The sequence below is a fragment of the Namhaeicola litoreus genome (assembly GCF_042679565.1).
In the GTDB taxonomy this organism is placed as follows: domain Bacteria; phylum Bacteroidota; class Bacteroidia; order Flavobacteriales; family Flavobacteriaceae; genus Namhaeicola; species Namhaeicola litoreus.
In genome coordinates, this window is sequence record NZ_JBHTMY010000003.1 from 180795 (window position 1) to 203795 (window position 23001).

Sequence of the window (23001 nt, forward strand, 5' to 3'; positions counted from 1 at the left end):
CTATTTTTTCCAATCCAAAATCCAGTGTTTCACCACATCAACCCATCGATCGTCGTCATTCATACATTCAATATGCTTAAATTCAGTCCCACCTTCCTCTAAAAACTCACTTTTACCCTCCATTGCAATTTCTTCAAGAGTTTCAAGGCAATCTGTGACAAATGATGGCGTAATCACTGCTAATTTTTTTACACCTTTTTCGGCAAGTGCTTTTAATTCAAAATCTGTGTAGGGTTTTAACCAAGGATCTCTTAATAACCTAGATTGAAAAGAGTTACTGTATTTCCCTTCCTCTAATTGCAAATTTTTTGCAATCTCTTTAGTTGTTTCAAAACATTGATGTCTATAGCAAGTTTCATGTGCTTTTGATTTTTTTTCGCAGCAAGTACCGTCTAGTTTACAGTGATTTCCAGTTGTGTCACTCTTGTAAATATGTCGTTCTGGAATTCCGTGATAAGAAAATAAAATATGATCAAAATTATGGCCGTCTAACTGATCTTTAATTGATGCAGACATGGCATTAATGTAATTTTTTTCATTGTAAAAAGCAGGTAAAACAGTAAGTTTTTTATTGGGATATTTTTCCTTCATCAATTCTTCTGTTTTTACCACGACCGTTTCAAAAGAAGACATGGCGTAATGAGGATATAGAGGAATTAATAATATTTCGTCTACTCCTTCTTCTTTTAAATGATGTAAAGCTTTTTCGATGGACATAGAGCCATATCTCATACCTAACGCCATGGGAATGTCTACTTTCCTTTTTAATTTATCGAAAAATCGTTGGGACAAGACAATAAGGGGGGATCCTTCCTTCCACCAAATTTTTTGATATGCCGCGGAAGTTTTTTTAGGCCGAACATTTAGGATGATTCCTTTGACCAGAAATAACCTTTTTAAATAGGGCATGTCAATGACACGTTCATCCATCAAAAATTCTCCTAAATATTTCTTTACATCTCTTATGCTCGTTGAATCCGGTGAACCTAAATTCACTAATAATACGCCTTTTTTATTCACGGTTTTTTATGTTATTTTGGTTACAAAGATAGATTTTTATATCGTTATTTTTTTATTTAATTCCTTGTAATTGTTGACTTTTATCATGTTTTCTTTCGGTATTTTTTTTTTGAAATTCGACATCATAGGCGATTATATGTAGTAATTTAGCATTGTAATTAATTGATAATTAGGGTACATTCAAAACCATTGAAAATCAGTTAATTTTGAGCAAAAAGTGCAGAATTTTAAATGAATTTATGGATAGTTTTTTGAAAGGAAACAACTTTTATGCAATTGGTCTGAGCTACAAAAAGGCCGATGTTACCATTCGCAGTAAATTTAGCTTATCTAAAGAACAACAAACTTCTTTGTTGGAAGAGGCTAAAATTGCTGGGTTTAATGATTTGATGGTCATCTCAACTTGCAACAGAACAGAAATTATTGGTTTTGCCAAGCACCCATATGAACTTATTTCACAGCTTTGTAAATATAGCGAAGGTACGGTTGATGAATTTGCGAAATACTCTTTTGTCTATAAGAATATGGAAGCCGCAGAGCATTTTATTTCTGTTGCAACTGGTCTAGATAGTCAGATACTTGGTGACTATGAGATAGTCAACCAATTAAAAAGTGCCTATGACATAGCTAAAGGGGCAGGAACCATGAGTGCCTACATGGAACGATTGTATAATACAGCGCTACAGGCAAGTAAAGAAGTGAAGAACAAGACACAGCTTAGCAGCGGAACAACAACGGTTTCTTATGCGACCGTTCAATATATTAAAGAGCGCTCGAAAAAGTATCCGAATCCTAAGATACTTCTTTTTGGCTTAGGTGAGATTGGTGAGAATACTGCAAAAGGTTTAAAGAATCATTTGGAATACGCGTCGCTCACCGTAGTGAACAGAACAATTGAAAAGTCTTATGTGCTCAGCAAAAGTTTAGGTGTTGATGTGGTTTCTGTGGATGACTTGGAAAATGAAATAAAAAAATCGGATGTAATCATTGTTGCAACAGGCGCTCAAGGTCATACGGTTAAATCCTCCATGTTTGACCCTGATACAAAACAATTGATTATTGATTTGTCGATACCAAATAATGTCGATGAAAAAGTGAGAGAGTTTTCAAACAAGCGGGTTGTTGATGTAGATAAATTGTCCGCAAAGACCAAATCTACCTTTGAAAACAGAAAACTTCAGATCCCAAAAGTATTAGAGATTATACAGAAATATAAAGATGAATTTTATAATTGGGTTTCTTTCAGAAAGAGTTCTCCAGCATTGAATTCGTTAAAAATATCTCTCGAAAATATTCAAAAGGATGCTATTGCAGTAAATCAGAAAAAATTTGAGCAATTCAGTCCTAGTGAAATAGAAGAAGTAACTACAACCATGATTAATAAGATCATCTCAAAATTCGCCTCACATATGAGAGAACACAATGGACAGGCTGATTTGAGTATTCAGGTAATCGAGCAGGTTTTCAAATAATTTGCTCCACATATTCCATGAAAAAAATCGTTAGGATAGGAACAAGATCAAGTGAGTTAGCTTTATGGCAAGCGCATTTGGTTCAGCAAAATCTCTCTAAAATACAAATTACCTCAGAAATTGTTGAGGTGTCATCCAAGGGGGATGAAATTCTTGATAAGCCTCTGCACGAAATTGGAGGAATAGGTTTGTTTACCAAATCTTTAGATGAAGCACTCTTGCAAGGTAAAATAGATATTGCCGTACATTCTATGAAAGATGTGCCTACGGATCTTCCGAAAGGAATTGTTCAGGTGGCAGTAATGAAAAGAGGGCCTGTTAAAGATATTCTGGTTTTTAATAACAAAAAAGATACTTCAGATTTAGAAAAAGTTTTGACCATTGCAACAGGTAGTTTAAGAAGAAAGGCCCAATGGTTAAAAAAGTATCCTGAATACAAAGTAGTCGATTTAAGAGGGAATGTCAACACGCGTTTGCGGAAGTTATATGAGAGTAATTGGCAAGGTGCTGTTTTTGCGGAGGCAGGATTGACAAGAATAGATTTATTACCTAAAAATTTTGAAGTTTTAGATTGGATGATACCGGCACCGGCACAGGGAGCCGTTATGGTCGTCGCCCTTGATGGAGATATTAATTTTTTATCTGAAATGGCAAAATTGAATTGCGAAAAAACAGAGAAAGCTACCTATATAGAAAGGGCGTTTATGAAAACGCTTGAAGGAGGATGCACTGCGCCAATTGGGGCACATGCCAAAATTGAGGATGAAAACATAACTTTTGATGGTATTTTGATTGATTTGGACGGTAGTCAAAGTTTTGAAATACACGAAGAAGAGAAATTAGAAAATTGGGAAAATTTCGGGAAGAATTGTGCCTTGAAGTTATTAAATTCGGGAGGTTCTAACTTGATGAAGAAGATTAAATCTCAAATGTCTCACTAAATAATGACGAAAAAGAAATCAATTCTAGTCACAAAGTTACTCTCTTCTGAGCAAAAGATGAAACTGGCAAATTTCGATTTGATCGAACAAGAATTGATACAAATCACAATAAATGATCAGTTCAAATTAGACCATGTATCTGATTTTGTTGTTTTTTCTAGCAAAAATGCTGTTAAAGCACTAGAAAAAGGCGGATTAATAGGTGCTTTAAAGGGTGTAAAGGTCTATTGTGTTGGAGAAAAAACGGCTGAATTTCTAAAGCAATTAGATATTAATGCCGAGTTTGTTGCTGAAAATGCTTTCGATTTGGCCAATTTTTTGATTTTGGAAAAACCCAAAAAGATCACTTTTTTTTGTGGAAACCTCAGAAGAAATGAATTGCCGGCTTTGTTGAAGGAAAATGAAATTTTGGTTGATGAACAGGTGGTCTATCAAACCGATTTGTTAAAACCAAAATTTATTCAAAAGTTTGATGGTATTTTATTTTTCAGTCCCTCTGGTGTTCGGAGTTTCTGTCAAAAGAATAAACCAGAAGCGATTGCTTTTTGCTTGGGTAATACGACAGCAATTACTGCGACTGATTTTTTTGAAGAGGTTTTTGTTGCAGAAGAGCAATCTGTAGATGGTTTGATTAATACCTTAAACGAAACGTATGGCTATGCATAGAACTAGACGACTAAGGAAAACAGAAGGCATTAGAAGGTTGGTGCGCGAGAATAGACTCAGTGTAGATAATTTTATTTATCCCTTGTTTATTGAGGAAGGAGAGAATGTTTGTACTGAAATTGTTTCCATGCCCGGTGTTTTTCGATATTCATTAGATCAATTACATAACGAATTAGAAGAAATTACCAACCTCAATATACCTGCGGTCATTTTATTCGGGATTCCTACTCATAAAGATGAGGTTGGCAGTGAAACATGGAATGACCAAGGCATTATTCAAAAAGCCATTCAATATATCAAGAAAAATTTTCCTGATTTATATGTCATTACAGATGTTTGTTTTTGTGAATACACCAATCACGGACATTGTGGAGTGATTGAAGATGGTGATGTGGTGAATGATGCTACATTAATTAATTTACAAAAACAAGTTGTCTCACATGCAAAAGCTGGTGCAGATATGGTTGCACCCTCAGGGATGATGGATGGAATGATTCAAGCCATACGCAAAGCTTTAGACCAAGAAGGTTTTTACAATTTGCCTATTATGTCTTATGCGATAAAATATGCTTCTGCCTTTTATGGTCCGTTCAGAGATGCTGCAGATTCGGCGCCAAGCTTTGGAGACCGCCGCACTTATCAGATGGATCCTTCAAATAGGCTAGAAGGGTTGCGAGAAGCAGAAATTGATGAAGCTGAAGGAGCCGATATTTTAATGGTAAAACCCGCTTTATCCTATTTAGATGTGATCAGAGATCTAAAAAATGAAACCGACAAACCAGTGGCCTGCTATAATGTAAGTGGCGAATATGCCATGGTAAAAGCAGCAGCTGCAAAAGGTTGGATTGATGAAAAACGCGTAATGATGGAAAGTTTACTTTCTATGAAAAGAGCTGGTGCTGATCTAATCATTACCTATTTTGCAAAAGATGCAGCTAAATTGTTAAATAAAAAAGAGTAGAAAATGTCGATAAAAAAATTTAAGAATTCACAAGAATTGTACGAACGCGGACAAGCTCATTTGGTAGGAGCCGTCAATTCTCCTGTTCGAGCTTTTAAATCTGTTGGAGGATCACCTTTGTTTATTTCGAGTGCAAAGGGAAGTAAAATCATCGATGTAGATGATAATGTGTATATCGATTTGGTGCTTTCTTATGGCCCTATGATTTTAGGGCATCGTTTTCCTGCTGTGGAAAAAAAAATAAAAAAGGCGCTAAGGCACGGCTATTCTTTTGGTGCTTCTAGTAAAGGAGAATTGAAATTGGCAAAAATGATTTGCTCTGCGTTTGGTTCAATGGACAAAATTCGCTTTGTGAATTCAGGTACCGAAGCCGTTTTTAGTGCTATCCGATTGGCAAGAGCATTTACAGGAAAAGATCAAATCATCAAATTTTCGGGAGGCTATCACGGTCATGCTGATGCATTGCTTGTGGCTGCAGGTTCAGGCTTAGCAACTTTGAGTTTGCCTGGCAGTAAAGGGGTACCTGAAGATGCAGTAAAGAATACTTTAGTTGCAGAGTTTAATCAAATTGAATCTGTAAAAAACCATATCAAAGAAAACCACAATATTGCGGCAATCATTATTGAACCAATACCGGGAAATATGGGTGTTGTCTTGCCAAATGAAGATTTTATCAAAGGGCTAAATCAATTAGCTAAAGAGCATAAGATATTAATTATCGCTGATGAGGTAATGTCCGGTTTCCGATCAAAATTTGGCGGAGCTCAAGACCTAATTGGCCTTAATGCCGATATCACTTGTTTGGGAAAAGTAATTGGTGGAGGTTTTCCGGTGGGTGCCTATGGTGCTAGAAATGAGATCATGGAAATGGTCGCTCCATTAGGACCTGTCTATCAAGCCGGTACTTTGTCAGGAAATCCTATTGCTATGGCTGCAGGAATTGCTACTTTGAAAGAACTAAAAAAGCAAAATCCATATAAAAAGTTTAACAAGATAGCTGCGAAAATCGAAAAAGCATTTTTAAAAGGGTCTAAAGAGTTTGATTTACCTGTTCAGGTAAATCGCTTTGGTTCTATGGTCAATCCTTTTTTTACAAAAGAACCTGTCACTGACTTTCCTTCAGCGCAAAAAAGCGATACGGAAATGTTTAAAATTTTCTTTTGGGAAATGATACAAGAAGGATTATTTATTCCGCCATCGCAATTTGAATCTTGGTTTTTGTGTAGTTCTATGACGAAAGATGAAATAAAAAAAGTAACCTCTGGAATTCATACAGCGCTTAAGAAAGTGGCTGAAACTGTAAAAGTTACTCGTTAACCATTAAATTAAACAAGTGAATAAGATAAAAAACGACCTATTTCTAAGAGCATTAAAGCAAGAAGTTGTGCCTAGGCCGCCGGTTTGGATGATGCGTCAGGCAGGAAGATATTTACCTGAGTTTAGAGCTTTACGTGATAAATATGATTTTTTTACAAGATGCCAAACGCCAGAGTTAGCCGCTGAAATTACTGTTCAGCCTATTAGAAGGTACGGTATGGATGCCGCTATTTTATTTTCAGATATTCTAGTAATTCCGCAAGCTTTAGGGATTGAAGTGCAAATGAAAAAGGATTTTGGTCCTTATTTACCTAATACCATTCGCAGTCAGAAGGATGTAGATAACATACAATTACCCGATGTGAATGAGAGTTTGGGCTATGTAATGGATGCGATTAAGTTGACCAAAGAGATGTTAAACGATGAGATTCCGTTGATAGGTTTTGCTGGTTCTCCCTGGACAATTTTATGCTATTGTGTAGAAGGACGAGGATCTAAATCTTTTGACAAAGCGAAGGAGTTTTGTTTTACACAACCAAAAGCAGCACATGAAATGTTGCAAAAAATTACGGATCTCACTATTCTATATCTAATAGAAAAAGTAAAATCCGGGGTAAATGCGGTTCAGGTATTTGATTCATGGGGGGGAATGTTATCTCCTACAGATTATCAAACGTTTTCATGGCAATATATCAATCAAATCATTGAGGCCTTAAAAGACCATGCACCAGTCATCGCTTTCGGTAAGGGCTGTTGGTTTGCATTAGAAGCAATGGCAGCATCTAATGCTTCTGCTCTTGGGGTAGATTGGACCATCACTCCAAAATTAGCAAGGCAATTCACCGGTAATAAGATAACACTTCAAGGTAATTTTGATCCTTCAAGGTTATTATCACCACCGGCGGAAATCAAGAGACTAGTACATCAAATGATAGATGAGTTCGGTAAAGATAAATATATCGTAAATTTAGGTCATGGCATTTTGCCACATGTCCCACTAGAAAATGCCCAAGCTTTTATTGATGCTGTAAAAGAATATTCATGATGAACTCTGCCCTTATTCAAAAATACAATATTCCAGGTCCGAGATATACCAGTTATCCCACGGTGCCTTTTTGGGACAAAGCCGGAATTGATATGGAAGATTGGAAAAGTACTGTTGTTAAGGCATTTAAAGAAAGCAATCAAACAGAGGGCATCAGTTTATATATTCATTTACCATTTTGTGAGAGTCTTTGTACATTTTGTGCTTGTCATAAAAAAATCACAAAGCAACACGGTGTAGAGGCACCTTATATTGCTACGCTATTAAAAGAATGGGCGTTGTACTGTGAACTTTTTGATGAAAAACCAAGGATAAAAGAAATTCATTTAGGTGGTGGAACCCCAACTTTTTTTTCTATCGAACATTTAACACAACTCATCGAGGGAATTTTACGTACTTCTGAGAAATGTCTGGACTTCGAATTTAGCTATGAAGGACATCCAAACCACACGAGTGAAGAGCAATTAAAAGGCTTGTTTGATTTGGGTTTTAAACGTAATAGTTTTGGAATTCAAGATTATGATCCTGTTGTTCAAAAAGCCATCAATAGAATTCAAAGTTTTGAGCAGGTCAAAAAGGTACACGAATTGTCAAGGGAAATAGGATACCAATCAATAAGTCATGATTTGGTTTTTGGATTGCCCTTTCAACATGAACACAGTATCAGAAATACAATTAAAAATACAATAGCGTTAAAACCAGATAGAATAGCCTATTACAGTTATGCCCATGTGCCATGGATAAAAGGTGTAGGACAAAGAGGTTTTGATGAGGGCGATTTACCACAAGACAAAGAAAAAAGGCATTTGTACGAGCTAGGTAAGCAATTATTTTTTGACAATGGTTATGTAGAAATTGGAATGGATCATTTCGCATTACCAACTGATAGTTTGTATAAAGCGATGGAAAATAAAAAGCTTCACCGAAACTTTATGGGTTATACTGCCGGTAAAACAGCCTTAATGGTTGGATTGGGAATGTCCTCGATCAGTGATTCTTGGTATGCTTTCGCTCAAAATGAAAAAAGTGTTTCGGAATATACCCAAAGGGTAGAAGAGGGGAAATTACCTATTTTTAGAGGACATTTACTTACAGAAGAGGATTTGGTGATTAGAAAGAGCATTTTAGATCTCATGTGTCATTTAGAAACTTCCTGGCATCCTTCACTTACTGAGGAAACAAAAAATGGGATCAAAAATAGATTGAAAAGTTTGGTGGAGGATGGATTGTTAGAACTTTCGGATAGTGGGGTTTTCGTCAAAGAAGAAGGTCGTATGTTTGTACGAAATATATGTATGGCCTTTGACTTGAGATTGATAGAAAATAAACCTGAAACCAGAATTTTTTCAATGACCATTTAGTATTTCTTATTTTTACTCAGATCTATAATTATCGATTTCAGAAAATCCAAACTCTAGGAAATCGAATGTAATTAATTTCATAAATTTGTGGACAAATCTTTTTTTATATGTCGAAGTTCGAATTAAAGTTACCAAAAATGGGCGAAAGTGTTGCTGAGGCGACCATTACATCTTGGTTAAAGGAGGTAGGAGAAAAGATTTCATTAGATGAACCTGTTGTAGAAATTGCCACTGATAAGGTAGATTCTGAAGTGCCAAGTGAAGTTGAAGGTGTACTTTTGGAGAGGCTATTTAATGTAGATGATGTGGTAAAAGTTGGAGAAACCATTGCGGTTATCGAGATCAATTCCAATGGAGAAAACCTATCTGTTGATAAACCTGACAAAGTAGACCAAGACGACCAAGCAGAATTGGAAGCGATGGAGCCTATAGCCGAGAAAATAGAAAAGGACATAGAAGGAGTAAAAGAACAGATTGAGTTCAAAAATTCTTCAGGAAAATTTTACTCGCCATTAGTTAAAAATATAGCCAGAGCAGAGAATATTTCAATGGAAGAGCTCGAGTCTATAGTAGGCACAGGTAAAGAAGACAGAGTCACTAAAACAGATATACTCGCTTATATTGAAAATAGAAACAAGGGTACTAAACCAGAAAAGATCGCAATTGTCTCAAGTACCGAGTCGCCAAAGCAAGCAGCTGTTCAAACTCCGCAAATTTCATATACTGGATCTGACCAAGTCATAGAAATGACCAGAATGGGTAAATTAATTGCCAAACATATGGTAGATTCTAAACAAACTTCTGCCCATGTGCAGAGTTTTGTAGAAGTGGATGTAACCAATATTGTGAAATGGCGAGACAAAGTAAAGGATGCTTACTTAAAACGCGAAGGTGAAAAAATTACCTATACGCCTATTTTTATGCAAGCGGTCGCAAAAGCTTTGAAAGATTTTCCGATGATGAATATTTCCGTAGATGGAGAAAAGATTATTCAAAAAAAGAATATCAATCTGGGCATGGCAGCGGCATTACCTGATGGTAATTTGATTGTCCCAGTGATTAAAAATGCTGATACATTGAGTTTAATTGGGATGACCAAGGTTGTTAATGACTTGGCTGTTCGCGCCAGAAATGGAAAATTGAATCCGGATGACATTCAAGGAGGTACTTACACGGTAACCAATGTGGGAACTTTTGGCAGTATTATGGGTACGCCCATCATCAATCAACCTCAGGTAGGAATTTTAGCTCTAGGCTCAATCAGAAAATTACCTTCTGTGATAGAAACTCCAGATGGTGATTTTATCGGAATACGTCATAAAATGATTATTTCTCATTCCTATGATCATCGCGTAGTAAATGGTGCTTTGGGTAGCATGTTTGCCAGAAAAGTGGCAGATTATTTAGAGGCTTGGGATACCAACGCTGATTTTTAAAAAAGAATAAATGAATTTAAAACTCGATAGACCACTCATATTTTTTGATTTAGAAACTACGGGTGTTCAGATCGCTACTGATCGAATTGTGGAAATTTCTATTCTCAAATTATATCCAAATGGAAATAAAGAGAGTAGAACATGGTTGGTTAACCCGGAAATGAAAATTCCCCAACAGTCAATAGATATCCATGGAATTACGGATGAAAAAGTAGCCAACGAACCAAAGTTTAAGGAAATTGCTCCCGAAATTAGCAAAATTTTAGAAGGAGCAGATCTGGCAGGATTTAATTCAACTCGTTTTGATATTCCTCTTTTGGCAGAAGAAATGTTGAGAGCAGGCATCAATTTTGAAATGGATGGTAAAAAAGCTGTAGATGTGCAGGTTATTTTCCACAAAAAAGAGCCGCGAAACCTCGCTGCAGGTTATTCTTTTTATTGTGGTAAAGAACTTGAAAATGCGCATTCTGCTAAAGCAGACACCCAGGCCACTTATGAAATCTTAGAAGCTCAAGTTGAAAAATATGATGATATTGAAAATTCTATAGATTTTTTAAGTGAGTTTTCAACACAAAGAGAAAGAGCAGATTTTGCTGGCTTTGTTATGTACAATGATAAGGATGAGGAGATTTTAACTTTTGGTAAACATAAAGGAAGAACCGTTGAAGAAATATTTAGAAGTGATCCGGGTTATTACAGCTGGATACAAAATGCTGATTTTCCGTTGTATACAAAAAAAGTTTTAAAAGGGATTAAAGAGCGAATGGCGAATCAGACTCAAAAATATACGCTAGACGATTTAAAAAATAAATTCAAAAAGATATAGTATGTTGGTGCAATTTGATCAATTATCAGAGACTGCAAGGGTTTGGGTTTATCAATCCAATCGGGCGCTTACTGAGCATGAAGCGGAGGAAATTAGTAAAGAGCTGGAAAAATTCACCCAACAATGGAAGAGACATGGTGAGGATCTAAAGGCTTCATTTCAAATAAAGTACAATCATTTTATTATTCTTTCTGTCGATGAATCTTACAATCCGGTTTCAGGTTGTTCAATAGACGCCTCTACACACCTCATCAAACAAATTGAACAGAAATATCAAATCGAATTGTTGAATAAAATGAAAACAGCATTCAGATCAGGTGAACATATTAATGTTGTCACCCTCAACGATTTTAAACAATTTGCCTCAGAGCAAAAGGTTAATCCGAAAACAATCGTATTTAATAACATGATAGGAACTAAAAAAGAATTAGAATCATCATGGGAAATTGAAGGCGAGAAAAGTTGGCATAGTCGATTTTTCAACTAACAATTTCTATATTTGGAATATATTTGAAACAAACTATCTCTCAATTTTCTTTTAACTTTTAAATATTTTCCAATGTTCAAAAACATATTGACATTTTTCTTTGTGTCGATCATCGCTAATTCATGGGCGCAAAAAGATCCACTTATTACCAGAGATAGTATCAATCAATTAAAATGGGTTGATAGTATCATGAATAAAATGACTGTCGATCAAAAGATCGCTCAATTATTTATGGTGGCAGCTTATTCGAACAAAGATCAAGCCCATATCAATGAAATAGAAAACATTGTAAGGAAGTACCAAATTGGTGGGTTGATCTTTTTTCAGGGTACGACTGAAGGGCATGCAAAATTAATTAATCAATATCAAGCAATCTCAGAAGTACCAATGCTCATTGGTGTAGATGCGGAATGGGGTCTGAATATGCGTTTACCAGAGGTCACGCGCTTTCCCTATAATATGCCCCTTGGTGCTATAAAAAATAATCGATTGATTGAGGAATATGGCAGGAGCGTGGGGCACCAGCTCAAGCGTTTAGGTATGCATATTAATTTTGCTCCTAGTGTAGATATCAATACTAACCCGGCTAATCCGATAATCGGAAATAGATCATTTGGTGTCGATAAAAATAATGTGGCGCTGAAAGCTGAAAGTTTTTTAAAAGGCATGCAGGGAGAAGGGATATTAGCGAGTGCCAAGCACTTTCCCGGCCATGGAGATACCGCACAAGACTCACACAAAACTTTACCAACTGTAGATTTTGATATGGATAGATTGGATTCTGTAGAACTTTATCCCTATAAATATCTTATTGATAAGGGTTTAACCGGAGTAATGGTTGCGCATTTAAATGTTCCTGCAATCGAATCAACAAATGGATTACCAACTTCAATCTCAAAAAAGGCAATTACTGATTTACTTAAAAATAAGTTGAATTTTCAAGGATTGATCTATACTGACGCGCTCAATATGAAAGGCGCAGCAAATTTTGCCAAACCAGGTGAAATTGATTTAGCCGCCTTTTTAGCTGGGAATGATGTACTATTATTTTCAGAGAATGTAGGCAAAGGACATGAATTAATCAAAAAGGCATTTCAAGAAAAGAAATTTGATGAAAATAGATTAGATTACTCAGTCAGAAAAATATTAAAAGCAAAATATTGGGCCGGTCTGAATAACTATCAACCCATTAATTTAAATGGACTTAACAAAGATTTATCTAACGTTCAAGATGAGTTGTTAATGAGAAAGTTGGTGGCTAATTCTATTACCGCAGTAAAAAATGACAATGAATTATTGCCAATAACTCATTTAGAGAGTAATAAAATTGCCTATGTAAAATTAGGTGAATATCAAAATGACACTTTTGTTTCAAGATTAAAAGATTATGCTACGGTAGATGTGATTTCTGGAAAAACAATTGATGTTGTGCTAGATAAATTAGAATCGTATCAAACTGTTATAATAGGATTTCACAGCAACGGAGCAAGTGCTTATTCCAGCTATAAAATTAGTGATACAGAACTTCATTGGATTCAAGAAATTGCAAGAAAGCACAAGGTTATACTCGATATATTTGCTAGTCCATATAGTCTATTACAACTGAAGTCGACAGAGAATATCGATGCCATCATCGTTTCATACCAAAATATTCCTATTTTCCAAGATTTATCCGCACAAATGATTTTTGGAGCTATGGATTTTAAAGGAAAACTTCCGGTTCAAATTAACGATGAATTTAGTTTTGGAACTGGAATGGAAATTTCGCAAATTCAAAGATTGGGCTATTCTATTCCTGAGGAGGTTTGTTTAGATTCAGATAAATTAACAAGAATTGATTCAATCGCAAAAGTTGTCGTTGAGGATGAAATGGCTCCCGGACTTCAGGTATTGGTGGCTAAAGATGGTAAAGTAGTGTATAGGAAGAGTTTTGGTTATTATACCTACGATAAAGAACAACCAGTGACCAATGAAAGCATTTATGATTTGGCCTCTGTGACCAAGATTTTAGCCGCGCTTCCTATGATCATGAAAGCAGAGGAGGAGGGGAAATTTACCTTAGATACTAAGTTGGGAGAAATAATTCCTTCGCTCAAGGGAAGTAATAAAGAGGATGTCAGTGTGAAGGCAGTTTTGTCGCATTACGGAAAACTCAAACCCTATATTACTTTTTATAAAGAAACCTTGGATCCTGAAACTAATAAACCGCTTGACACTTATTATAAAACGCAACCCGGGGGTTTGTACAATGTAAAAGTGGCAGATCATATGTATTTGCGCAACGATTACTATGATCAAATTTATAAAGAGATAGCTGAGGCGCCTCAAAACAGAACTTTATCTTACAAATACAGTGATTTACCTTTTCATCTTTTTAAAGATTATCTGGAAAGGACATATCAGAAGCCTTTGGATGTATTGGTTGATGAAAATTATTACGCTTCACTCGGTGCAAAAACATTGACTTACAATCCTTTGAATAAGTTTAATAAAAGTCAAATAGTACCCACAGAAGACGATCAATTTTTCCGTTATCAATTGTTACACGGAACTGTACATGATGAAGGAGCCGCCATGTTAGGTGGCGTAAGTGGAAATGCAGGATTATTTGGCAATTCGAACGATGTGGCAAAGATGATGCAGATGTACCTTCAGAATGGATATTATGGGGGAAAAAGTTATTTGAAAACGGAAACATTAGAAAAATTTAACCATAGGTATTTTCAGAATAAAGGGAATAGAAGAGGTTTAGGGTTTGATAAACCTCAATTAGATGAACGTGAAAAGGCGACTTGTGGTTGTGTTTCTATGCACAGTTTCGGTCATAGTGGTTATACAGGAACTTATACTTTTGTAGATCCGGAGACACAAATTGTCTACGTATTCCTTTCAAATAGAGTCTATCCGACAAGAGAAAACACCAAACTCGCAACAAATAACATCAGACCAGAAGTACAAAGATTGATTCAAGAAGCAATAATAGAATAAGACTAATGTTTGGTTTTAACATAGATTAATGCTACTAGTAATGAAGCAATAAAATAAAGCAATGCAATTTCTTTTCCGAAAAAAGCACCTAGAATAAGGGCTTGTATCAGGTAAACAATTGGAAATGCGGTAATCCCGATACTGTATTTATAAGTTGCAATAAATTCGGCTTCTTCAATTTCTTTTTCTTTCTTTTTCCAAAATAAAAGGGGCAGAAAACTATTGATTTTAAAAAGTACTCCAAAAAAATTGAATTGCCTTTTCTTGATATTCGGAACACGCTTTAGGTTTCCCGACGATAGTTTTTGGTTAAATTCTACTGGGTCTAAATACTCCTCTGTATCTATTGAAGATGCATCAAAATCAGGATCTTCTATATGACAAACTATCTTTTTCAAAGCATCGGAGGTTGCTTTTGTCAATTCAATTGCTCGAATATTTGGATCTTCAGACCGAAAATCATTTACGTAAATAGGAGGTGAGTATAGCAGACTAACTTTAGACCCATATTGAGTTGGCGAATTATAATTAATGCCTATTGGAACGATGGCTATATCTAAGTCGGGATATTCTTCTAAAGCACCAAATACTACCCGAGTAAAACCTTTACTAAGGGGCCTAACTCTTCGCTCTAAACTATGGCTTCCTTCTGCAAAAATCAATAGAGCGAGTTTTTCTTTAAGTAAAGTGAAACTATACTCGAAAACTGCTTCATTCTTCTTTACTGTACTTATCCCATCTCTTATTCTGTAAACCGGTAGCATGTTTGCAGATCTCATAAACCATTCAACTAGTCCGGGTTTAAATACAGCGGCACGTGTAAAAAAATAAATGGTTCTATGGTTCGTAGTAGCAACCAGTAGAGGATCTATTAAGGCATTTGGATGATTAGATACAAACATGATTGGTTTGTTTGCTGGAATATTTTCGGTGCCTTTTACAATGATCTTTTTGTAAAAGAAGAAGAATCCTAATTTGGCATAAGTACGCAAAAATAAATACCAAATACTTTTCATGCCTTGGCTGTTTTGACCCTTTTATCAGACCATAAAAATGCAACCAACAAGCCCGAAACTATATCCCAAATTGCCCAAAATGCAACCAAAAGAGCCATGCCACCTAAACCATCAAAAAAAGTAAAAACCAGCATAAGGCCCAATCCGGAATTTTGAATTCCAGATTCGATACTGATTGTTTTTTGATCAACATAATCAAGACCTCCAAAACGAGCGGATAAATATCCTGTTAAGAGTAAAATCGCATTGTGCCCAAGTACAATGAACAAAACCAAATGGACATGCTTAATAAAAATTTCAAAATTGTTTAAAAAGGCTATGATTATAAAGGATAGAAATATAATAACAGAGACAGGTTTTAGGATTTTCGAGGTTTTTTTAGATAGTTTTGGTTTATAGTGATTGATTAAAACACCGAAAAAAAGTGGAATACCTAATATGAGGAGTACTAGTTTAGTTACTTCTAAAGGATTTAAGGATACGCTCTTTAAAATTTCTGCTGTGGGAGCATATAAATTACCGTAAAGTGCAAAATTCAAAGGAGTCATAATCAATGCGGCTAAAGTTGCGAAAGCTGTTAAACTTACAGATAAAGCTGTGTTTCCCCCTGCCATTTTAGTCATAAAATTAGAGACGTTTCCACCGGGGCAAGCTGCTACCATCATGATGCCTAACGCCACACTTGCTTGGGGCTGTATGACAAGAATAAAAAGAAAAGATACCAATGGTATAAGGATGAATTGTGTAACGATTCCGATGATTACAGGTTTTGGTGATCTGAAAAGGCTTGTGAAATCAGATACCTTGATATCGAGTGCCACACCGAACATGACTAGTGCCAATGCAAAATTAACCAGCCATAGATTATCGGCATTAAAATTTATACGTATGTCGTCTATATGCATAGCTACTCGTTCAAAATTTAATTGGTAAAGGCATATGAAACTATATTTGCACCCATTTTCAGTGCTTCCAGTCTCACTTTAAAGGAGTCATTATGGACTTCTTCATTTTCCCAGCCATCGCTCAGATCAGATTCATAATCATAAAAACAAACCAATCTTCCCTCAAGTATTAATCCGAGTCCTTGCGGAGGTTTATTGTCGTGTTCATGTATTTTGGGTAATTGATCGAAGTTATATTTCTGGTGATAAATAGGGTGATTATTGGGCAATTCGATAAAATCCAAGTCGGGGAAAACTTTTTTCATTTCTCGTTTCAAAGCGAGATCAATACCATAATTGTCTGAAATATGTAAAAACCCACCATTGCTCAAATACGCTCTTAAATTCTTAACAGCTTCATCATTAAAAAAAACATTTCCATGGCCCGTCATAAACAAAATAGGGTAGGCATAAATATCTGTTTTACTAGGATCGGCTGTAGCTATTTTTAAGTCTATTTTTGTATTGATATTTTCGTTGCAGAATTTAATTAAATTAGGAACTGCAGTTGGATTTGCGTACCAATCCCCACCACCTTCATATTTGAGAATTGCCAATTGTTGGGCTGATAGACCAACAGACGAAAAAATAACCAAAAGCAAGGTTATCAATTGAAAACGAGCAAAAATCAAATCAGAATCATTTAGTTAATTAGCTGTTATTCATTGAGATGGCCTGACAAATTACGATGCCCGCCGTTTCAGTTCTCAAACGGTTTATTCCCAAAGATAAAGGTTTATATTGATGTTGCAAAGCAAGTTCAATTTCCGCTAGACTAAAATCGCCTTCAGGGCCAATCAATATATTATAATTTGAAGCTGCCGGGATATTTTTTAGCTCCATTCTTTTCTGATTTTCACAATGTGCAATGAGTCTACATTCTTCGCTGGAATTCTCTATAAAATCACGAAGATCAATGGCTGGATTTATTTTGGGTAAGAAGGTTTGTAAGGACTGTTTCATTGCCGATATAGCTACTTTTTCAAGCCTATCTAGCTTAATTACTTTTCTTTCGGATCTGTCACAAATTATGGGGGTAATTTCGTCTATCCCAATTTCGGTTGATTTTTCGATAAACCATTCTAACCGATCGTTCATTTTTGTTGGCGCTATTCCAATATGTAAATGGTAATTCCGATTCTTTTCTTTCTCTTGTACATAGACAATGTCCACAGAACAGCGTTTTTCGTTCGCTTCGGATATTTCCCCTGTTAATAAGAGCCCATTTCCGTTCGTTATAAAAATTTGATCACCGATTTTTTTTCTCAAAACCTTAATTAAATGTCTGCTTTCTTCTTTATCGAAAACATGGACTGAGCTGTTTTTGTTTATGGTGGGTTGAAAAAATAATTGCATAATCGACAACTTAATTGATTAGCTTATCGGAAGTTTATAAGTACACCTTCTTTTAGTGACTTTGATGTCAAAATTTTTCCACATGGAATGTATTTGCGTATTGTCTTCTAATTCGGGAGTTTGGTTGGCGATTTTTATATTGTTCTTCTTGTAGGTTTTATAAAATTCACTCATAATTATAGCATTGATACCCTTGTTTTGATATTCGGGTAAGACACCTATTAAGTAGAAATCAACAACATCATTTGATTTTCGAGCTTTTAATAAATGCCAAAAACCAAATGGAAAGAGTTTGCCTTTCGCTTTTTGCATTGCCTTAGCATAGGAAGGCATAGTAATAGCGAAAGCTATTATTTTGTCATTTTTATCTATGACGAATTTGATATACTCCGGATTAATGAAGCTGAGATACTTCGTTTTGAAAAAATTGATCTGACTTTTTGTGATGGGTACAAAAGAGGAAAGTCGTGCATAAGACTTGTTAAAAACCTCAAACATTTCATCTACGAAAGGAAAGATTTCTTTTGAGTTTTTGAAATTTAAGGCTCGTACTTGGTATTTTTCTTGAACAATTTTGGAAAAACGGTGATAACGATCAATATCCAGATCATCAAAAAACAAAAAGCTTTCTCTAAAAGTCTTTTCTGGAGTATATCCTAATTGCTCCAGGTGTTCTTTGTAATAAGGTTTACTGTACCATGTAAGACTAGTGCTTAACTGGTCAAACCCTGCCACCAATACACCTACTTTGTCAAGATTAGAAAAACCAACTGGCCCTTCTATAAATTCAAGTCCGTTTTCTTTACCTATAGAATAGACTTTTTTTAATAATGCCCTGCTCACCTCAATATCATCAATTACATCGAACCAACCAAAGCGCATTTTTTTAATTTTCTGCTCCTCAATTTCCAGTTGATTCATAATAGCTGCTATCCGACCAACAATTTTTCCGTTTTTAAAGGCTAAAAAAAAACGGGCACTCGCATGTTCGAAAACCGGATTTTTATCTTTATCAAAAGAGTCTAATTCATCAGAAATTATAGGTGGCACCCAATAAGGACTATTTTTGAACAGCTGAAATGGAAACTTTACGAATCTTTTTAAATCTTTTCTTCCATATATTTCTTCAATCGTAATCATTGGCCAAAATTAGCCATTTTCTTGTTTGCTGTATTTTTTTTGTGCCTTTTCTTTTTGCTTTTGGTCTTTAATGAGCTGTTTATTTCTCTTTTTTCTCGCTTTTTCTGCTTTTTTATTTACAGGAGCTTGAAGTCCGGATCTGGATTTTGCTTCTTTCACCTTTACCTCCCTCATTTTTTTGTCGTTGGATTTTTTGGCAAACCAGGAGCCGGCAAATAACCCGCCTAAAAATCCTTTTTTCTCCTGTGGCAGTGCAAGATCATCATTATTGGCCTCAGCTTGAATGATTTTATCCTTGTGTCTGTCTAAGCGCCAAGAAACACCTGTATTGAAGAGGTATGTGGACTTTTCGTACTGGTCATAAATCATCCTTGCAGACAGATCAACTTGTAAATTTGGATTTATGAGGTAAGCGCCTCCTGCTCCAAATTGAAAATCGTCAGGTAAATCGGCGCGATTAAATAATTGGATTTCACCAAAGACAGAAACTTTTGGTGTTAAAGTATAAGTTGATGTAACAATAATTGAATTTTCATATATATAATCATATTCACCTTCATCAGGAAAACTCCATTTGTCAGATATAAAGTTCATTAATAAAATCCATCTGTCTGTTAAATCATTTTGAGTAAAAATTGCAAATCTCGGACTCACACCAAATTTACTTTTGTACATATCCATCAATAAGTTGGTATTTAAACCTACATAAATACCCACTGCTGGTATCAACCTTCTTTTGTCAAATTTGTGCCTTTCTTCCCAGCTCCTTATTTCCTTAGATTTATCTCTGTACTTGGGCATATACACCAAATATTTTGCTCCAATAGTCATCCTACTCAATCCAAAACCGGATGCAGTAGAATCTTGAGGTTGAGTATAGTATCGTTCTTCATTGGCTAAAGCCATATCAAGATTTAATTCTAATCTTTCAAAAAATAATCCTGATCGTAAAAAAACATCTAAACCGTATCCATCAGAACTATATTCAAAAGGCTTGTTAAATTCATCATAGTATAAATAGTTCCCTACATTTTTGTAGAAAAAACCGCTTTCCACTTGATAGACTTTCGTTCCAACACTATAGGGGCTATCCGAAAATCCCGGCCGTTTTGAGTTGATCAATTCTGTATATTGGGCAAAGCCAAATTGAACAAATAAAATAAAAGGTAAGAGTTTTAAAAAGCGAGGCATCCTTTTCAATGGGTTTTAGTCAAAAGTAAGTTTTTCTTTTTATTAACGTTTAACTTGCTCTCAAATTGTTATTTTTGACGTTTAATTGAAAAAAATATGCAAGAGGCTTCATTACAAGGGATTCTTCGAACAATTTTGATCATCATGTTGCTGTATTACGGGATGAAATTGGTCGGTAGAATTTTATTTCCTGTCTTCTTTAAAAAAATGGTCAAAAACTTTGAAAAACAGGCCAATCAATATCAAAATAACCAGCCTCAACCCAATCAAAAAGTTGGAGAAACTATCGTTGACAAAGTGCCGGATATGAAGGAGACGAGCAAGTCTGTGGGCGAATATGTAGATTATGAAGAAGTTGATTAATTCTCTTAACAACCTTTATTTTTTGTAATATTGTTGCTTTAACTAGCAATCACCCATGAGTTTTAAAAAATCACTTCCTTTTTTTATTGCCATTTCAATTTTTATTATTGCTTCACTGGCTTATTTTTCGCCTGTATTGGATGGGAAAGAGCTTTTTCAAAGTGATATTGCCCAGTTTAGGGGAATGGCCAAAGAAGTTCAAGACTTCAGAGCAAAAACAGGAGAAGAACCTTATTGGACTAATAGAGCTTTTGGTGGAATGCCTACTTATCAACTCAGTTCTTATTATCCGCACGACTATATCAAAAAATTAGATGGTTGGATACGATTTTTACCACGTCCGGCTGATTATTTGTTTTTATATTTTATTAGTTTTTTTGTTCTTCTTCTCAGCTTAAAAGTAAATTGGAAGACAGCTGTTATCGGAGCTCTCGGTTTTGGTTTTTCTACTTATTTGATCATTATTTTGGGAGTGGGCCACAATGCCAAGGCTCATGCCATAGGATACATGCCTTTGGTTTTAGCCGGTCTCGTTTTAATTTTTGATAAACGATACGTACTCGGATTTATCACAGCCTCTCTTGCTCTTTCTTTAGAAATAGCAGCCAGTCACCCACAAATGACATATTACTTACTATTTTTCGGAGCAATATTCGGACTGGTTAAGCTATTTGAAAGCATTAAGGAGAAAAGCTTGGCGGATTATTTTAAATCATTAACTGTGTTTTTTGTGGCTTCATTTTTGGCTTTGGGTATGAATGCCACATCCTTGTTGGCCACTAAAGAATATGCTGCAGAAAGTACGAGAAGTAAAAGTGAATTGACGATTAATCCGGATGGATCAGAAAAGGAAGCAACGGGTGGATTATCAAAAGAGTATATTACAGAATACAGTTATGGAATTGTTGAGACATTCAATTTGTTTATTCCGAGATTTAAAGGTGGGTCTAATAATGAAAATTTGGGAACAGACTCAAATATTTATAATTTTTTAAAGGATAAAGCCGGCCGAAAACAAGCCCTTGGATTTGCTGAAAACGCACCCATGTATTGGGGAGATCAACCCATCGTGGCTGCTCCGGCCTATATTGGTGCTGTATTGATTTTCCTTTTTGTGATTGGTGTTTTTTTAGTCAATCAACCCTGGAAAAAATGGCTAATTATTAGCGCGGTCTTTTCGATATTGCTGAGTTGGGGTAAGAATTTTGGTCTGCTTACAGATCTCTTTATTGACTTTATGCCGTTATACAATAAGTTTCGGGCAGTATCCTCTATTCAAGTCATCGCAGAATTGGCGATACCCTTACTCGCTATATTGGGTCTACAAGCGCTTTTTAAAAAGGATATTTCTTCTGAACAAAAACTAAGGGCAGTTCGTTTAAGCTTCTATATTACTGGTGGAATTGCATTGTTTTTTGCACTTTTTGGAACCGGATTCTTTTCTTTTGAGAGCTTTAGAGATGCGTCTTATGAAAGCATGTTACCTGGATTATCAGATGTAATCATAGAAGATCGGAAGGAAATTTTTAGAAATGACAGTTTTCGCTCTTTCATCTTTGTTTTTTTAACAGCTGCATTAGCTTGGTTCTTTGTTAAAGGTAGGCTTAATAAAAATGTTTTTTGGATCGGAATATTGGTAATCACCCTAACGGATTTGGTTGTGGTTGATAGGAGGTACGTAAATAATGAGGATTTTGTTACGAGTAAGAATTTAGAAAATCCATTTCCTAAAACACAAATCAACGATTTGATCACAGAGGATAAGGGTCATTATCGTGTGATGAATTTTACTGTAAATCCAATGAATGATGGCAGTACTTCTTTTTATCACAATTCAATCGGTGGTTACCACGCAGCAAAACCCAGAAGATATCAGGAGTTGTTTGACTTTCAAATTGCCAAGAACAATATGGAAGTACTGAATATGCTGAATACAAAATACTTTATTTACCCCGATCAGAATAATACGCCACAAGTACAAATCAATGAAGAAGCCAATGGAAATGCTTGGTTTGTAAATAAGGTAAAGCTTGTAGATTCTGCGAATGAAGAGATTTTATCTTTGGATAGTTTAAAAACAAAGGAAGAGGTTGTTGTTCATCGAGAATATGAAAATTTGATGGGAGAATTAAATAAACAAAAGGACAGCTCTGCAACCATTACATTAATCGATTATGCACCCAATAAATTAGAATATAAAAGTTCATCAATAAAAGATCAATTGGCTATTTTTTCCGAAGTATATTATAAAAACGGTTGGAATGCATATGTTGACGGCGTAATTCAACCTCATTTCAGGGCGAATTATGTCTTGAGAGGTATGAATATACCAGCAGGAAATCACACTGTTTTATTCAAATTCGAACCGAAAATTATAAGAACAGGTACAACCATCTCCCTCATTTCCTATTTGGCTTTTGTTTTTTTAACTATTGCTGGATATTTTTTATTAAAAAAAAGAAAGTAGCTCA

General features: G+C 35.4%; 20 protein-coding genes. 13 read left to right on the forward strand and 7 right to left on the reverse strand.

Annotation, left to right across the window (positions count from 1 at the left end; genetic code table 11):
• Nucleotides 1-1020: a ferrochelatase gene (gene hemH / locus ACFQ39_RS08110; protein WP_377177880.1), complete on the reverse strand. Its 1020-nt coding sequence runs from the start codon at nucleotides 1018-1020 to the stop codon at nucleotides 1-3.
• A 239-nt stretch (nucleotides 1021-1259) separates the two neighbouring features.
• Here hemH and hemA point away from each other — a divergent pair, with 239 nt between their 5' ends.
• The 11 genes from hemA to ACFQ39_RS08165 all read left to right on the forward strand — a co-directional run bounded on the left by hemA (nucleotide 1260) and on the right by ACFQ39_RS08165 (nucleotide 14520).
• Nucleotides 1260-2492, forward strand: coding sequence for a glutamyl-tRNA reductase (gene hemA / locus ACFQ39_RS08115; protein WP_377177882.1), 1233 nt, complete (start codon nucleotides 1260-1262; stop codon nucleotides 2490-2492).
• 17 nt (nucleotides 2493-2509) lie between these two features.
• Nucleotides 2510-3433: a hydroxymethylbilane synthase gene (gene hemC / locus ACFQ39_RS08120; RefSeq protein ID WP_377177884.1), complete on the forward strand. Its 924-nt coding sequence runs from the start codon at nucleotides 2510-2512 to the stop codon at nucleotides 3431-3433.
• Between the two features lie 3 nt (nucleotides 3434-3436).
• Nucleotides 3437-4099 (forward strand): uroporphyrinogen-III synthase, encoded by a 663-nt coding sequence (locus ACFQ39_RS08125; RefSeq protein WP_377177886.1) that lies wholly within the window; start codon nucleotides 3437-3439, stop codon nucleotides 4097-4099.
• Nucleotides 4092-5060, forward strand: a complete 969-nt coding sequence (gene hemB, locus ACFQ39_RS08130) for a porphobilinogen synthase (RefSeq protein WP_377177888.1) — start codon at nucleotides 4092-4094, stop codon at nucleotides 5058-5060. The genes ACFQ39_RS08125 and hemB overlap by 8 nt, the downstream gene beginning before the upstream one ends.
• 3 nt (nucleotides 5061-5063) lie before the next feature.
• Nucleotides 5064-6377 (forward strand): glutamate-1-semialdehyde 2,1-aminomutase, encoded by a 1314-nt coding sequence (gene hemL, locus ACFQ39_RS08135; RefSeq protein ID WP_377177890.1) that lies wholly within the window; start codon nucleotides 5064-5066, stop codon nucleotides 6375-6377.
• 25 nt (nucleotides 6378-6402) lie between these two features.
• Nucleotides 6403-7422: a uroporphyrinogen decarboxylase gene (gene hemE, locus ACFQ39_RS08140; RefSeq protein ID WP_377179975.1), complete on the forward strand. Its 1020-nt coding sequence runs from the start codon at nucleotides 6403-6405 to the stop codon at nucleotides 7420-7422.
• Entirely contained in the window at nucleotides 7422-8783 is a 1362-nt protein-coding gene (hemN, locus tag ACFQ39_RS08145) for an oxygen-independent coproporphyrinogen III oxidase (protein WP_377179978.1), read from the forward strand. The genes hemE and hemN overlap by 1 nt, the downstream gene beginning before the upstream one ends.
• Before the next feature lie 107 nt (nucleotides 8784-8890).
• Nucleotides 8891-10219: a dihydrolipoamide acetyltransferase family protein gene (locus ACFQ39_RS08150; RefSeq protein WP_377177892.1), complete on the forward strand. Its 1329-nt coding sequence runs from the start codon at nucleotides 8891-8893 to the stop codon at nucleotides 10217-10219.
• Nucleotides 10220-10229: 10 nt separating this feature from the next.
• Complete coding sequence (locus ACFQ39_RS08155; RefSeq protein ID WP_377177894.1) at nucleotides 10230-11045, forward strand: exonuclease domain-containing protein; 816 nt, start codon at nucleotides 10230-10232, stop codon at nucleotides 11043-11045.
• Between the two features lies 1 nt (nucleotide 11046).
• On the forward strand, nucleotides 11047-11532 hold the full coding sequence (locus ACFQ39_RS08160; RefSeq protein WP_377177896.1) for an ABC transporter ATPase: 486 nt from the start codon (nucleotides 11047-11049) through the stop codon (nucleotides 11530-11532).
• A 72-nt stretch (nucleotides 11533-11604) separates the two neighbouring features.
• Nucleotides 11605-14520: a glycoside hydrolase family 3 N-terminal domain-containing protein gene (locus ACFQ39_RS08165; RefSeq protein ID WP_377177898.1), complete on the forward strand. Its 2916-nt coding sequence runs from the start codon at nucleotides 11605-11607 to the stop codon at nucleotides 14518-14520.
• Nucleotides 14521-14522: 2 nt separating this feature from the next.
• Here the strand turns inward: ACFQ39_RS08165 and ACFQ39_RS08170 are convergent, their stop codons facing one another.
• The 6 genes from ACFQ39_RS08170 to ACFQ39_RS08195 are packed head-to-tail and all read right to left on the reverse strand — an operon-like array spanning nucleotide 14523 to nucleotide 20167.
• Nucleotides 14523-15536, reverse strand: coding sequence for a 1-acyl-sn-glycerol-3-phosphate acyltransferase (locus ACFQ39_RS08170; RefSeq protein ID WP_377177900.1), 1014 nt, complete (start codon nucleotides 15534-15536; stop codon nucleotides 14523-14525).
• Nucleotides 15533-16441: a bile acid:sodium symporter family protein gene (locus ACFQ39_RS08175; RefSeq protein WP_377177902.1), complete on the reverse strand. Its 909-nt coding sequence runs from the start codon at nucleotides 16439-16441 to the stop codon at nucleotides 15533-15535. The genes ACFQ39_RS08170 and ACFQ39_RS08175 overlap by 4 nt, the downstream gene beginning before the upstream one ends.
• A gap of 17 nt (nucleotides 16442-16458) precedes the next feature.
• Nucleotides 16459-17112 carry a DUF4159 domain-containing protein gene (locus tag ACFQ39_RS08180; RefSeq protein ID WP_377177904.1) on the reverse strand — a complete coding sequence of 218 codons (654 nt, stop codon included), beginning with the start codon at nucleotides 17110-17112 and terminating at the stop codon, nucleotides 16459-16461.
• Nucleotides 17113-17131: 19 nt separating this feature from the next.
• Nucleotides 17132-17836: a 16S rRNA (uracil(1498)-N(3))-methyltransferase gene (locus ACFQ39_RS08185; protein ID WP_377177906.1), complete on the reverse strand. Its 705-nt coding sequence runs from the start codon at nucleotides 17834-17836 to the stop codon at nucleotides 17132-17134.
• A gap of 18 nt (nucleotides 17837-17854) precedes the next feature.
• Nucleotides 17855-18976, reverse strand: a complete 1122-nt coding sequence (locus ACFQ39_RS08190; protein WP_377177908.1) for a GNAT family N-acetyltransferase — start codon at nucleotides 18974-18976, stop codon at nucleotides 17855-17857.
• A gap of 9 nt (nucleotides 18977-18985) precedes the next feature.
• A complete protein-coding gene (locus ACFQ39_RS08195) occupies nucleotides 18986-20167 on the reverse strand; it encodes a transporter (protein WP_377177910.1) in 1182 nt (393 codons plus the stop codon).
• 96 nt (nucleotides 20168-20263) lie between these two features.
• Here ACFQ39_RS08195 and ACFQ39_RS08200 point away from each other — a divergent pair, with 96 nt between their 5' ends.
• Nucleotides 20264-20530, forward strand: a complete 267-nt coding sequence (locus ACFQ39_RS08200) for a DUF4834 family protein (protein WP_377177912.1) — start codon at nucleotides 20264-20266, stop codon at nucleotides 20528-20530.
• 55 nt (nucleotides 20531-20585) lie between these two features.
• On the forward strand, nucleotides 20586-22997 hold the full coding sequence (locus ACFQ39_RS08205) for a YfhO family protein (RefSeq protein ID WP_377177914.1): 2412 nt from the start codon (nucleotides 20586-20588) through the stop codon (nucleotides 22995-22997).
• The last annotated feature ends 4 nt before the right edge of the window (nucleotides 22998-23001 follow it).

Bases quoted from the DNA above. Each gene is read 5' to 3' on its own strand.
- hemA (WP_377177882.1), top strand. From the start codon at position 1,260: ATGGATAGTTTTTTGAAAGGAAACAACTTTTATGCAATTGGTCTGAGC.
- hemC (WP_377177884.1), top strand. From the start codon at position 2,510: ATGAAAAAAATCGTTAGGATAGGAACAAGATCAAGTGAGTTAGCTTTA.
- ACFQ39_RS08125 (WP_377177886.1), top strand. From the start codon at position 3,437: ATGACGAAAAAGAAATCAATTCTAGTCACAAAGTTACTCTCTTCTGAG.
- hemB (WP_377177888.1), top strand. From the start codon at position 4,092: ATGCATAGAACTAGACGACTAAGGAAAACAGAAGGCATTAGAAGGTTG.
- hemL (WP_377177890.1), top strand. From the start codon at position 5,064: ATGTCGATAAAAAAATTTAAGAATTCACAAGAATTGTACGAACGCGGA.
- hemN (WP_377179978.1), top strand. From the start codon at position 7,422: ATGAACTCTGCCCTTATTCAAAAATACAATATTCCAGGTCCGAGATAT.
- ACFQ39_RS08150 (WP_377177892.1), top strand. From the start codon at position 8,891: ATGTCGAAGTTCGAATTAAAGTTACCAAAAATGGGCGAAAGTGTTGCT.
- ACFQ39_RS08155 (WP_377177894.1), top strand. From the start codon at position 10,230: ATGAATTTAAAACTCGATAGACCACTCATATTTTTTGATTTAGAAACT.
- ACFQ39_RS08160 (WP_377177896.1), top strand. From the start codon at position 11,047: ATGTTGGTGCAATTTGATCAATTATCAGAGACTGCAAGGGTTTGGGTT.
- ACFQ39_RS08165 (WP_377177898.1), top strand. From the start codon at position 11,605: ATGTTCAAAAACATATTGACATTTTTCTTTGTGTCGATCATCGCTAAT.
- ACFQ39_RS08170 (WP_377177900.1), bottom strand. From the start codon at position 15,536: ATGAAAAGTATTTGGTATTTATTTTTGCGTACTTATGCCAAATTAGGA.
- ACFQ39_RS08175 (WP_377177902.1), bottom strand. From the start codon at position 16,441: ATGCATATAGACGACATACGTATAAATTTTAATGCCGATAATCTATGG.
- ACFQ39_RS08185 (WP_377177906.1), bottom strand. From the start codon at position 17,836: ATGCAATTATTTTTTCAACCCACCATAAACAAAAACAGCTCAGTCCAT.
- ACFQ39_RS08190 (WP_377177908.1), bottom strand. From the start codon at position 18,976: ATGATTACGATTGAAGAAATATATGGAAGAAAAGATTTAAAAAGATTC.
- ACFQ39_RS08195 (WP_377177910.1), bottom strand. From the start codon at position 20,167: ATGCCTCGCTTTTTAAAACTCTTACCTTTTATTTTATTTGTTCAATTT.
- ACFQ39_RS08200 (WP_377177912.1), top strand. From the start codon at position 20,264: ATGCAAGAGGCTTCATTACAAGGGATTCTTCGAACAATTTTGATCATC.
- ACFQ39_RS08205 (WP_377177914.1), top strand. From the start codon at position 20,586: ATGAGTTTTAAAAAATCACTTCCTTTTTTTATTGCCATTTCAATTTTT.